9 protein-coding genes are annotated in these 13,116 nt (G+C 68.5%); 7 read left to right on the top strand and 2 right to left on the bottom strand.

What is annotated here, in order from left to right; genetic code table 11:
- Positions 1–39: 39 nt before the first annotated feature.
- Complete coding sequence (locus ACWD68_RS26260) at positions 40–363, bottom strand: hypothetical protein (RefSeq protein ID WP_451808912.1); 324 nt, start codon at positions 361–363, stop codon at positions 40–42.
- A gap of 510 nt (positions 364–873) precedes the next feature.
- On the opposite strand from ACWD68_RS26260, the gene ACWD68_RS26255 reads away from it, so the two are divergent.
- The 7 genes from ACWD68_RS26255 to ACWD68_RS26225 all read left to right on the top strand — a co-directional run bounded on the left by ACWD68_RS26255 (position 874) and on the right by ACWD68_RS26225 (position 12,154).
- Positions 874–3,267, top strand: a complete 2,394-nt coding sequence (locus ACWD68_RS26255) for an ABC transporter family substrate-binding protein (protein WP_451808911.1) — start codon at positions 874–876, stop codon at positions 3,265–3,267.
- A 180-nt stretch (positions 3,268–3,447) separates the two neighbouring features.
- Positions 3,448–5,361 (top strand): translational GTPase TypA, encoded by a 1,914-nt coding sequence (gene typA, locus ACWD68_RS26250; RefSeq protein ID WP_451808910.1) that lies wholly within the window; start codon positions 3,448–3,450, stop codon positions 5,359–5,361.
- A gap of 573 nt (positions 5,362–5,934) precedes the next feature.
- Positions 5,935–6,963: an ABC transporter permease gene (locus ACWD68_RS26245; protein WP_451808909.1), complete on the top strand. Its 1,029-nt coding sequence runs from the start codon at positions 5,935–5,937 to the stop codon at positions 6,961–6,963.
- 112 nt (positions 6,964–7,075) lie between these two features.
- Complete coding sequence (locus tag ACWD68_RS26240; protein WP_451808908.1) at positions 7,076–8,872, top strand: ABC transporter substrate-binding protein; 1,797 nt, start codon at positions 7,076–7,078, stop codon at positions 8,870–8,872.
- A gap of 81 nt (positions 8,873–8,953) precedes the next feature.
- On the top strand, positions 8,954–9,931 hold the full coding sequence (locus ACWD68_RS26235) for an ABC transporter permease (protein WP_451808907.1): 978 nt from the start codon (positions 8,954–8,956) through the stop codon (positions 9,929–9,931).
- Between the two features lie 28 nt (positions 9,932–9,959).
- Positions 9,960–11,024, top strand: coding sequence for an ABC transporter ATP-binding protein (locus tag ACWD68_RS26230; protein WP_451808906.1), 1,065 nt, complete (start codon positions 9,960–9,962; stop codon positions 11,022–11,024).
- Positions 11,025–11,059: 35 nt separating this feature from the next.
- Entirely contained in the window at positions 11,060–12,154 is a 1,095-nt protein-coding gene (locus tag ACWD68_RS26225; protein ID WP_451808945.1) for an ABC transporter ATP-binding protein, read from the top strand.
- Positions 12,155–12,255: 101 nt separating this feature from the next.
- On the opposite strand, the gene ACWD68_RS26220 is transcribed toward ACWD68_RS26225, so the two are convergent.
- Positions 12,256–12,990, bottom strand: coding sequence for a class I SAM-dependent methyltransferase (locus ACWD68_RS26220; protein ID WP_451808905.1), 735 nt, complete (start codon positions 12,988–12,990; stop codon positions 12,256–12,258).
- Between the last annotated feature and the right edge of the window lie 126 nt (positions 12,991–13,116).

Raw genomic sequence — 13,116 nt, 5'->3', positions numbered from 1 at the left:
CTCCGGTCGGGTTCGGGGGCGCGCCGGTGTCGAGGGCGCTCAGTGGGAGGGACCGTGGTGCGCGCCGAGACCCTCGTCGTCGGAATCGGTCCACAGGGAGCTGTCGTACGGGGTGTCGGGGATGGGCACCAGGTCGGGCCGTCGGCCGGACGCGGGTCCCGCCGGTCCGGGCGCGGCCGGGAGCCGGGAGGAGCCCGCGGTGGCCTCGCGCAGCAGCGCGACGCTCTCGCGCAGGTGGTCGGCGTCGGCGCGTACGCGGCGCATCTCCAGACCGGCGCCCATCTGCTGTTCCAGGCGCCGCACCGACCGTTGCAGATCGTCGAGGCAGCGCTGGACTGACGTCAGGTCGTCGTGCACGGACATGACTTGCCCTCACTTCCGCGGGCCCTGCGGCCCCAGGCGGCAACGTTCATGCGCCTGCGAGTGTTGCGCGTCACACGTACCCGTGTGAAGGCGTGTGCACGGATTGAGGGCTCACACGCTCCAGAACGCGCCTCGCGCGCCGTCCGTTTTCCCGGCGCGCCGACCGCCTTTCCCGTGCGCCGTCCGCTTTTCCCGCGCGCCCGGGGCGCGGCGAGGGGAAAGCGGGTGACGGGGCCTCACGTGGCCAGGGGCCCGGCCCGCGACGGGCGCACCGCGGGCGCGGCAAGGGCCCGGCGCGGGCCGGGCCCCGGGGAGCCGCCCCGGATTGCGCCGCACGGGTGGGGTTCCGGATGTCCGTCGCCGTGTCGTCGCTTCCGTCCGGCCGCGCTCCCCTTCAGTGGGCGCATACATCAGATCAGCTCCAAATACGACCAAATGTGACCAGCGGGCCAAATGTGTTCAGCAGCAGGCCTGCCCCACACAGCGGAGCGTCCCCCGGAGGTTGCAGTGATGTCCCACGACGGCGTCGGACTGCGCGCGGTGATGCGCTCGGCCGCATTCCTCACCGCGGGCGTGCTCGCGGTACCCGCCCTGGCCGCGTGCAGCGCGGAGGACGAGGCGGACAGGCCCGCGGCCGCGCAGGACATCGCACCCGCGTCCCGTGACCTGATCGCCGACGGCGGCACCCTGCGCTGGGCCGTGGACGCCGTACCGGAGACGCTGAACGCGTTCCAGGCGGACGCCGACGCCGCGACCTCCCGGGTCGCCGGTGCCGTACTGCCGTCGATGTACCGGCTCGACGCCAACGGGCGACCGCAGATCAACCCCAACTATCTGGAATCGGCGAAGGTCGTCGACACCGAGCCCAAGCAGGTCGTGCTGTACAAGCTCAACCAGCAGGCCGTGTGGAGCGACGGACGCGAGATCGGCGCCGCCGACTTCGCCGCCCAGTGGCGTGCTCTGTCCGGCAAGGACTCCGCCTACTGGACGGCCCGCAACGCCGGCTACGACCGCATCGAGAAGATCGAGCGGGGCAAGAACAACCTGGAGGTCCGCGTCACGTTCAGCCGGCCCTACGCCGACTGGAAGGCGCTGTTCTCGCCGCTGTACCCGAAGGACGTCATGGGTACCGCGGACTCGTTCAACGACGGCGCGCGGCGCAAGCTCAAGGTCACCGCGGGGCCCTTCGCGGTGAAGAAGGTCGACCGCAAGGCCGGCAAGGTCAGCCTCACGCGCAACCCGCGCTGGTGGGGCCGCCCCGGCAAGCTCGCCGAGATCGACCTGGTGGCCGTCGCCCGTGACAAGCGGGCCACCGCGCTCGCCGACGACAAGCTCGATCTGGCCGAGGTCGATCCCGCCGAGGCCGAACGCATCACCCTCGCCGCCCGGCACAAGGACGGTGCCCCGTTGCAGGGGGCCTCCGCGACGGACGCGACGCACACGGCGGGCGCGAAGGGCGAGAAGGGCAAGTCCTCGGAGAAGAGCGAGAAGAGCGAGAAGAGCGAGAAGAGCGAGAAGAGCGAGAAGAGCGAGAAGAGCGAGAAGAGCGAGAAGAGCGAGAAGAGCGAGAAGAGCAAGGTCGCGGAGGAGGACGGGAAGGCCCCGGCGGACGAGGACGAGGACGAGGGCGAGGGCGAGGAGGAGAAGAGCGAGAAGGACACGGCAGGTGCGAAGGGCAGCGAGGCGAAGGCGAAGGAGGCCCGCCGGCAGTCGGCGCTGAGCGCCTTCGTGGTCCGCAAGTCCCTCGAGCCCGCCTTCACCCAGCTCGCCCTCAACGGCTCCGAGGGCCCCCTCGCCGACGAACGCGTCCGTCGCGCGGTGGCCCGTGCCCTGGACCGCAAGGAACTCGCCCGGGTCGTCCTCCAGCCGCTCGGCCTGCCCGCCGAGCCGGTCGGCAGCCATCTCGCCCTCATCGGCCAGGAGGCGTACGCCGACAACAGCGGTGCCCTCGGCGACCAGGACACCGCCGAGGCGAGGGCGCTGCTCGCGGACGCCGGGTGGGTGCCCGGCGGGCCGGTCAAGGAGAAGAAGAAGACGGAGAAGGCGGCCGGGTCCAAGGGCAAGAAGACGGACACCGACGACAGCCCGGGCGACGGCGGGACGTACATCGTCGGCGAGGACGACAAGCCGTCCGAGGCCGACCGGGAGCTGCGCCAGGACCCCAGGGAGCACGCGCGGAAGCAGGAGCAGCAGGCCGGCGTGAGGTCGGGCCCGCACACGGACGAGCAGGCCGCCAAGCAACTGGACGGCAGGCAGTACGCCAAGCAGGGCGGGGTTCCGGGAGCGTACGCGCCCAAGGGGACGGCCGCTCCGGCAGGCGCGGCGGCCAATGCCCTCGCCAAGGACGGCAAGCCGCTGTCGCTCCGCTTCGTCCTGCCCTCCGGGCCGGGCTCGGAGTCCCTGCGCGCCGTCGCCGACCGGATCGCTCGGATGCTCCGGGGTATCGGTATCCGTACGGACATCTCGAAGGTCTCCGACGAGAGCTACTTCACGGACCACATCGCCTCGGGCCAGTACGACCTGGCGCTCTACTCGTGGCCTGCCTCCGCCTTCCCGGCCACCGACGCCCGCCCGATCTACGCCAAGCCCGTTCCGGCGGCCGACGGCTCGCTGAGCGTCGAGCAGAACTACACCCGCGTGGGCACCGACCAGGTCGATCAACTGTTCGATCAGGCACTGTCCACCCTGGACGCGGACGAGGAGCGCTCCCTCGTCCGCAAGGCGGACGCCCGCATCTGGGCCGCGGCCGGCTCCATTCCGCTGTACCAGCGCCCCCAGCTCACGGCGGCGCGCAAGGACGTCGTGAACGCCGGCGCCTTCGGATTCCAGACCCCGGTGTACGAGGACATGGGCTTCCTGAAGAAGGGCGCGCGCCCCTCGGCGAGCCCGTCGAAGAGCGGGTGACCCGCGAGTGAACGGCCGGGGCCCGCACAGTGGCGGGCCCCGGCCGGCCCCGGACCGCGTGGCCCTGCGGAGGCCGCCTCCGTCCGGGCCACGTACCATGGGGTAAGGCCGTGGCGTGTTCAGCCCGGCAGGCCCCGCGCTGCGGAGGCCGTCCACTCACTCCGGGAGAAGCGCCTCAATATGGCCACGCGCCACGACATCCGCAACGTCGCCATCGTCGCCCACGTCGACCACGGCAAGACCACACTGGTCGACGCCATGCTCAAGCAGGCCGGTGCCTTCGCCGCGCACGCCGCCGAGTCGCTCGACGACCGCATGATGGACTCGAACGACCTGGAACGTGAGAAGGGCATCACGATCCTGGCGAAGAACACGGCGGTCAAGTACCACCCGAAGGATGGCGGCGACGCCATCACGATCAACATCATCGACACCCCCGGCCACGCCGACTTCGGTGGTGAGGTCGAGCGCGGTCTGTCGATGGTGGACGCGGTCGTCCTGCTGGTCGACGCCTCCGAGGGCCCGCTGCCCCAGACCCGCTTCGTGCTGCGCAAGGCGCTGCAGGCCCGCCTGCCCGTCATCCTGTGCATCAACAAGACGGACCGCCCGGACTCGCGCATCGAAGAGGTCGTGAACGAGGCGTACGACCTCTTCCTCGACCTGGACGCCGACGAGGAGCAGATCGAGTTCCCGATCGTCTACGCGTGTGCGCGTGACGGCGTGGCCTCGCTGACCAAGCCGGAGGACGGCACCGTCCCGGCCGACAGCGACAGCCTGGAGCCGTTCTTCACCACGATCCTGGAGTCCGTCCCGGCCCCGTCCTTCGACGAGTCCGCGCCGCTCCAGGCCCACGTGACCAACCTGGACGCCGACAACTTCCTCGGCCGTATCGCGCTGCTCCGCGTCGAGCAGGGCGAGCTGCGCAAGGGCCAGACCGTCACGTGGATCAAGCGCGACGGCACGATGTCCAACGTGCGCATCACCGAGCTGCTGATGACCGAGGCGCTCACCCGCAAGCCCGCCGAGGTGGCCGGCCCCGGTGACATCTGCGCCGTCGCCGGTATCCCGGACATCATGATCGGCGAGACCCTCGCCGACCCCGAGAACCCGGTCGCGCTGCCGCTGATCACGGTCGACGAGCCGGCGATCTCCATGACCATCGGCACGAACACCTCGCCGCTGGTCGGCCGTGGCGGCACGGGCAAGGGCGCGGACGCCAAGGCCGCGGTCAAGGACAAGGACCGCAAGGTCACCGCCCGTCAGGTCAAGGACCGCCTCGACCGCGAGCTGGTCGGTAACGTCTCCCTCCGCGTGCTCGAGACCGAGCGCCCGGACGCCTGGGAGGTCCAGGGCCGCGGTGAGCTCGCGCTCGCCATCCTGGTCGAGCAGATGCGCCGCGAGGGCTTCGAGCTGACCATCGGCAAGCCGCAGGTCGTCACCCAGGTCATCGACGGCAAGGTCCACGAGCCGGTCGAGCGCATGACGATCGACGTCCCCGAGGAGCACATGGGCGCGGTCACGCAGCTCATGGGCGTCCGCAAGGGCCGGATGGACAACATGTCGAACCACGGTTCCGGCTGGGTCCGCCTGGAGTTCGTCGTTCCGTCCCGCGGCCTCATCGGCTTCCGGACCGAGTTCCTGACCGGTACGCGCGGTACGGGCATCGCCCACTCCATCCACGAGGGCCACGAGCCGTGGTTCGGCACCCTGACGACCCGTAACAACGGTTCGCTGGTCGCCGACCGCGCCGGCGCCGTCACCGCGTTCGCGATGACGAACCTCCAGGAGCGCGGTGTGCTGTTCACCGACCCCGGCACCGAGGTGTACGAGGGCATGATCGTCGGCGAGAATTCCCGCGCCGACGACATGGACGTGAACATCACCAAGGAGAAGAAGCTCACCAACATGCGGTCCGCCGCCGCCGACTCGTTCGAGGCGATCGTCCCGCCGCGCAAGCTCTCCCTGGAGCAGTCCCTCGAGTTCTGCCGCGACGACGAGTGCGTCGAGGTGACCCCGGAGTCCGTTCGCATCCGCAAGGTCGTCCTCGACCAGAAGGAGCGCGGTCGCAGCGCCAGCCGCGCCAAGCACGGCTGATCCACCGGCCTGGCCGGCTGATCCACCGGCAACCGAGCCCGGGTGTCCCCAAGCATGGGGGCACCCGGGCTTTTTGCAACCCGTTTTCCGCCCTCCCGTGTCCGAAATGCGGATCCCCCCGACCGATAGGCATGTAACACGTCCGTTTCGCGGGCTTCTCCCGCAGATCATTTTGTCCAGATTTTGGAAGATGTACGCGCTAGCTGTGATGGAACCGAGACCTAAAGGCTGTGGTCGGTTATCTGGCTCATGTCAGATAGTTAGCCGCGTAACGCTCGGGTCAATGGGTCATGCGCTGCGGGGACAGTGCCGACTCACGAGCACAGTGGGGTGTTTGATCCTCCGTCAGGGGTGTCGGAGGTCAATCAGAAGCCCCTCCTGTCCGTGCAACGGTTGAGTCATGAGGAGGCACCAGATGCCAACTACGCGTGTTCATCTGCGAGTTGTCGCAAGCAGCGCTCTGGCGCGCAGCGACCGCTAGGCATACGTCTCTCCTGATCCGCATGGTCCGAACGCGGCTACCCCTACCCTGTGGCGGCCGTGGACTCGGCGCACCCATGAAATGGACGAATCATGACGAGTCCGATCGAGATCGAGGGCGCGGAAGCCTCCCCCGAGGTCGACGAACCGGCCGAACGGAAACCTTCCGACGCGTCGGCAAAGCTGGAGGGCCGATCGCCCGGCCAGCTGATGTGGCGCCGGTTCAAACGCGACCGCAGCGGTGTCGTCTCCGCGTACATCGTGATCTTCTTCTTCCTGATCGCCGCGCTCGCTCCGCTGATCTCGAAGCTCTACGGCAAGAACCCGTACACGCTGTACGGGCAGGACGACCCCACGCTCCTGAACGACTTCAACATGCCGGCGGGCCCCAACGGCGGCATCACGTCGGAGCACTGGTTCGGGATCGAACCCACCCTCGGGCGCGATGTGTTCATGCAGCTCCTGTACGGCATGCGCACCTCGCTGTACACGGCGCTCGCGGCGACCGTCGCGATGGTGCTCATGGGGGTGGTGATCGGCCTGGTCGGCGGCTACTTCGGCGGCAAGGTCGACTACTGGCTCGGCCGGCTCACGGACTTCCTGCTCGCGTTCCCGCAGCAGCTGTTCATGATCGCTTCGATGCCCGTCATCACCGCGGTGTTCGTCGCCCCCGACGAGGAGACACCCACCTACATCCACGCGCTCGCGATCATCGGAGTGCTGTGGTTCCTCGGCTGGATGGGCCTCGCCCGGCTGATCCGGGCGGTCGCCCTCTCGCTGCGTGAGCGAGAGTTCGTCGAGGCCGCGAGGGTCGCGGGCGCCTCTCCCTGGCGGATCATCCGCAAGGAACTGCTGCCGAACCTCGTCACACCGATCCTGGTGCAGGGCACATACATGCTGCCGAGCACCATCCTGTCGGTCGCGTTTCTCTCATTCGTCGGCGTCGGCTACACCGAACCGACCCCCGACTGGGGCCGGATGTTCGCCATCGGGTCGGACATCTACGAACTGGACCCGGTCTACATGTTCTTCCCGGGTGTCGCCATGGTCGTTTTCGTCGTGGCGTTCAACCTCCTCGGTGACTCGGTCCGGGACGCCTTCGATCCCAAGACGGGCCGCTGACCCGAGTGCGGGAGGCCGCTGCCACCCGGGAGCCGGCACGACCGGCCGTGCACTGCCAGGCAGCACCTAGTGGATCACTGATCACAACTCACAGGCAGGTGGACTCGACTCCATGAGCATCCTCAGTTCCCGCAGAGGGCGGACCGCCGTTGTCGCGGTCGCGGCCGGCGCCCTGGCGCTGGCCGGCTGCAGCAGCAACGACAGCGGCGACGGAAATGGCAAGAGCAAGGGCAAGAAGGAAGCCGCGGCCCAGTCCGCGGCGGTGAAGATGGGCAGCGCGGCGGACTCGGCGGGTCCCGCCGAGGAGGTCACGGGCGCCAAGCCCGGCGGCACCATCCAGGTCTACGAGGAGGACGACTTCTCGCACCTCGACCCGGGCCAGATCTACGTCAGCGACGCCGGCCTGCTCTCCAAGCTCATCTACCGCGGTCTGACCACGTACAAGGAGGACGACAAGGGCGGCCTCACCGTCGTCGGCGACCTCGCGACCGACCCGGGCAAGCTCTCGGACGGCGGCAAGACCTGGACGTACACGCTGAAGGACGGAATCAAGGACGAGACCGGTCATGTGATCGACTCGGCCGACATCCGGCACTCCTTCGAGCGGCTCTACGACCCGTTCATCACGGACGGCCCGTCGTTCATCCAGCAGTGGCTGTCCGGCACGGGCACCGCCTACCGCAAGGCCTACGCGGGTCCGTTCAAGGGCAAGCACCTCCCGGACACCGTCCTCGCGACCCCGGACGACAAGACGATCGTCTTCCACTTCAAGGAGGCGCAGCCCGACCTGCCGCAGGCCCTGGCCATGGCCGGTTACTCCGTCGTCCCCGAGAAGACGGACACCAAGGCGAAGTACGACACCAAGCCGGTCGCCGTCGGCCCGTACAAGATCTCGGAGTTCAAGGCCGGCAAGAGCGTCAAGCTGGTCAAGAACACCAACTGGGACCCGAAGTCGGACGCCATGCGTCACCAGTACGTCGACGGGTTCAACATCGAGATCAACCACGACGACGAGGACCAGACCAAGACGATCCTCGCCGACCGCGGCGATGCCAAGAACTCCATCATGATGACCGGCCAGGTCGCCACCACCCAGGTCCAGAAGGTCGTCTCCGACCCCGCGGCCATGAAGCGCACGATCCAGGGCTACGCCCCGTACGTGTGGCAGATGAACTTCAACATGGACCGCATCAAGGACAAGAAGCTCCGCGACGCGATCACCTACGCCATGCCGTCCACCTCGATGTACAAGACGGACGGCGGCGCGTACGGCGGCGAGGTCGCCAACAGCCTGATGTCGCCCACCACTCCGGGCTACCAGAAGGACTACGACCCCTTCGACCGGTCCAAGAAGCCCAACGGTGACATCGAGAAGGCCAAGAAGCTGGTCGAGGAAGCCGGCGCCAAGGGCAAGAAGATCGTCTACGCCTACGCCAACACCCCGGTCCGCCAGCAGCAGGCCGTCCTCGTCGAGAACGCCCTGAGCAAGATCGGTCTCGACGTCCAGAAGAAGGAGATCGACGCCGCGACCTGGTACGAGCAGGTCGGCAAGGTCCAGAACGGCTTCGACATCTACATGACCGGCTGGGGCCAGGACTGGCCCTCCGCCGCCACCGTCTTCCCGCCGCTGTACGACGGCAAGCAGATCCAGGACGGTGCGTCGAACTACGCGCACATCAACGACGACCACGTGAACTCCGAGATCCAGCGGATCCTGAAGATCACCGACACCGCCGAGGCCACCAAGGCCTGGACCGCGCTCAACCAGTACATCAGCGAGAAGATCAACCCGGCGGCGCCGATCTACTACACCAAGACGTTCCAGATCGCCGGCACCAACGTGGGCGGCCTGCGCTACTCCACGGTCACCAGCTACACCGACCCGACCCGGGTCTTCCTCAAGAGCTGACCACCCTCCCGGGGCGCACTGCGCGCAGTGCGCCCCGGGCGCTCCTGTCCCTGGCCGCCGTCCTGAGAGCAGCGTTCCGCCATGCTTCGATTCCTCCTTCGCCGGACGTTCGGCGCGGTGCTCATCCTCCTGCTGATCAGCGCCTTCACGTTCTTCATGTACTACGCGATCCCCCAGGACCCGGCCACGCTCGCGTGCGGCAAGAACTGCACCCCCGACGCGCTGGCGATCATCCACAAGAACCTGGGGCTCGACCAGCCGATCCCGGTGCAGTACTGGAAGTTCCTCGTCGGCATCTTCGCCGGACGCGACTTCGCGGTGGGCCACTGCCCGGCCCCCTGCTTCGGCGTCTCCTTCCGCGACCAGCAGATGGTCTGGGACACGATCATGGACCGCTTCCCGCTGACGCTGTCCCTCACGATCGGTGGCCTGATCGTCTTCCTCATCGTCGGTCTCGGCACCGGCATGATCGCCGCCCGCTACCGGGGAACCTGGCTCGACAAGATCGCCAGCGGCGTCTCGCTGGTGCTGAGTTCGTTCCAGATCTACTTCCTCGGCCCGGTCGTCCTCGGCATCTTCGTCTACAGCACGGGCTGGCTGGACAAGCCCAAGTACGTGCCGATCTCGGAGAATCCGGCCCAGTGGTTCATGGGCCTGCTGATCCCGTGGATCGTCATGTCCGTGATCTTCACCGCCAACTACACCCGTATGGCGCGCTCGACGATGATCGAGCAGCTCCAGGAGGAGCATGTGCGCGCCGCCCGCGCCAAGGGCATGGCGGGCCGGTACGTCTTCTTCCGGTACGCCTGGCGCGGCTCCCTCATCCCCATCCTCACCATTCTCGGCATGGACCTCTCCGCCCTCCTCGGCGGCGCCGTCGTCACCGAGTTCACCTTCGGACTCGCCGGGATCGGCCGGCTCGCCGTGGAGTCCGTCGTCGGCAAGGACCTGCCGAAACTCATGGGCGTGATGCTCTTCAGCGCCGCGTTCATCCTTCTGCTCAACGTCATCGTGGACGCCATGTACGCCGTGATCGACCCCCGCGTACGTCTGTCGTAGTGCCTGTCGCGCCCTGGGAGAAACCGCAGTGACCACACTCACCAAGCCGGAGGACGCCCCGGCTCCCACCGGATCAGACGCGTTCCTGTCGGTCCGCGACCTGCATGTGCGGTTCTCCACGGAGGACGGCGTCGTCAAAGCGGTCGACGGCCTCTCCTTCGACCTCGAACGCGGTACGACGCTCGGCATCGTCGGCGAGTCAGGGTCCGGGAAGTCCGTCACCAACCTGACCGTCCTCGGCCTGCACAGCCCGCTGAACACGCAGATCGAGGGCGAGATCGTCCTCGACGGCAAGGAGCTCGTCACCGCCACCGAGGCCGAGCTGGAACGGCTGCGCGGCAACAAGATGGCGATGATCTTCCAGGACGCGCTGACCGCCCTGTCGCCGTACCACACCGTGGGGCGGCAGATCGGCGAGCCGTTCCGCAAGCACACCGGTGCCTCCAAGAGGGAGGCGCGGGACCGGGCGATCGAGATGCTGGGGAAGGTCGGCATCCCGCACCCCAAACAGCGTGTGGACGACTACCCCCACCAGTTCTCCGGCGGTATGCGGCAGCGCGCGATGATCGCGATGTCCCTCGTCTGCAACCCGGACCTGCTGATCGCCGACGAGCCGACCACCGCCCTGGACGTGACCGTCCAGGCCCAGATCCTCGACCTCCTCAAGGACCTCCAGCAGGAGTTCGGCTCCGCGATCATCATGATCACCCATGACCTCGGTGTGGTCGCGAACATGGCCGACGACCTGCTGGTGATGTACGCGGGCCGGGCCGTGGAACGCGGCACCGTCCGCGAGGTGCTCAAGGCTCCCCAACACCCCTACACCTGGGGCCTGCTGGGGTCCATGCCGCGCCTGACGGCGGACGTCGACGAGCCGCTCACGCCCATCCCGGGCGCGCCTCCCTCGCTGCTCAACCCGCCCTCGGGGTGCCCGTTCCACCCGAGGTGCACCTTCCGGGACGAGGTCGAGGGCTCCGACCGGTGTGTGGACGTCCGGCCCGAACTGCCCACGGGACGCGGCGCGGCCTGCCATCTGACCCTGGATCAAAAGAGCCGCATCTTCACCGAGACGATCCGACCCAGGCTGGGCTGAGGGGACTGACTGTGAGCGACGAGAAAACCACGGTCGTGGCCGACCCGATCCCCGCTCAGCGGGACGGGGACCCGGCCGAACCGCTGCTGCGGGTACGCGGCCTGAAGAAGTACTTCCCGGTGAAGGGCGGCTTCCCGATCCGCCGCACGGTCGGCGCCGTACAGGCCGTCGACGGCGTCTCCTTCGACGTCTTCCCCGGTGAGAGCCTCGGCCTGGTCGGCGAGTCGGGCTGCGGGAAGTCCACCACGGGACGGCTGCTGACCCGGCTCATGGAGCCGACGGAGGGCGCGATCTCGTACCGCGGGAAGGACATCACCCGCTCCACCCGGCGCCAGCTGGCGCCGATCCGCTCCGAGATCCAGATGATCTTCCAGGACCCGTACGCCTCGCTGAACCCGCGGCAGACGGTCGGCACGATCATCTCCTCCCCGATGGAGATCAACGGCGTCCATCCGCCCGGCGGCCGCGAGGCCCGGGTGCGCGAGCTGCTGGAGACCGTCGGCCTCAACCCGGAGCACTACAACCGTTTCCCGCACGAGTTCTCCGGCGGTCAGCGCCAGCGCATCGGTGTGGCACGGGCGTTGGCGCTCTCGCCGAAGCTGATCGTGGCGGACGAGCCGGTCTCGGCGCTCGACGTCTCCATCCAGGCGCAGGTCGTGAACCTGCTCCAGGAGGTCCAGCGGGAGATGGGCATCGCGTTCGTCTTCATCGCCCACGACCTCGCGATCGTGCGGCACTTCTCGCAGCGTGTCGCGGTGATGTACCTCGGCAAGATCGTGGAGATCGCCGACCGCGCGTCGCTGTACACCGGGCCGCGCCATCCCTACACCCACGCCCTGATGTCGGCCGTCCCCGACGCGGACATCGACGCCGAGAAGAAGGAACGCATCCGCCTGCAGGGCGATGTGCCGTCCCCCATCTCGCCGCCTTCGGGCTGCCGCTTCCGCACCCGCTGCTGGAAGGCGCAGGACAAGTGCGCGCAGGAGGAGCCCCCGCTCGTCCAGCTGTCGGGCAACGCCGACGGCCACTTGACGGCCTGCCACTTCCCTGAGGACCCGACCATCGAGGCGCGGGCGGAGGACATCGTGCTGGACCCGGCGCTGGCGGCGCTGGAGAAGGGCGACGACTAGAACGACCGGCGGTACGGGCCCACTCTCACGACACGTCGTGAGAGTGGGCCCGCGTTTTCGGCCCGGGGCATCGGCGCACGCCCTCGGCCCGTGCCCTCGGGTCAGGCCGGACCGGCGACGGTGATGATCTCGGGGGCGGTGGGGGAGAGCGGCTCCCGCCCCCAGTCCCCGTACTGCTCGTGCACGACGAGTCCGGCGTCGCCGAGGAACCCGCGCAAGGCGTCGGCCCCCAGGAACCGCAGGGTGCTGCGACTGACTCTCGGGCGCTCCCAGCGCGGATGCTCGAACGTCTCGCTGAACGTCACGCGGTCCCCGAGCACCGGCGCCTCGACCTCGTGCCGGACCCGTACGGCATCCCCGTGCGCGTCGCTCACCTCCATCGTCCGCTCGGGCCTCCATGCCTCCCACGGCCGGACGGCGGGATTGCGCGTCTCGAAGACGAACCGGCCGCCGTCGGCGAGAGCCTGCCGCACCGCTGCCAGCGCCGAGCGCACCTCCTCGTCGTGGACGAGCACCTGAAACGCGTGTCCGGTCATCACGACGAGGTCGAACTCCCGCTCCCAGCGCGCCGATCCGAGATCGCCGAGCACCCACTCGCCGGCGGTCCGCCGACGCGCCTGCACCAGCATCGCCGCGGCGGGATCGAGCCCGCACAACCGCCCCTCGTGACCGGCCTCCCGGGCCCGTGCCAGCAGCCGCCCCGTCCCGCACCCGACGTCGAGCACGGACCGCGCGGACATCACCAGGTCCAGGTAGAAGTCGTCGCTCGGACCCCATGGATTCAGCGTGTCGTACAGGGCGGCGAGCGAGACATCACTGAACGAACGATCAGCCATCGCAGCAGTCTCTCAGCCCGCGGGGCCGGTCGAACCATTGATCGGTAAGGAATCGGTCGAGCAAGTGCGAGGAAAAGGTGACAGGTTGAACAGGCCGACCGGAAACCCGGGACAGGGCTCCGGCAC

This window comes from Streptomyces sp. NPDC005141 (assembly GCF_053599975.1).
Note: the sequence above shows the minus strand (reverse complement) of the source record. Positions and strands in the feature narration are given on the sequence as shown.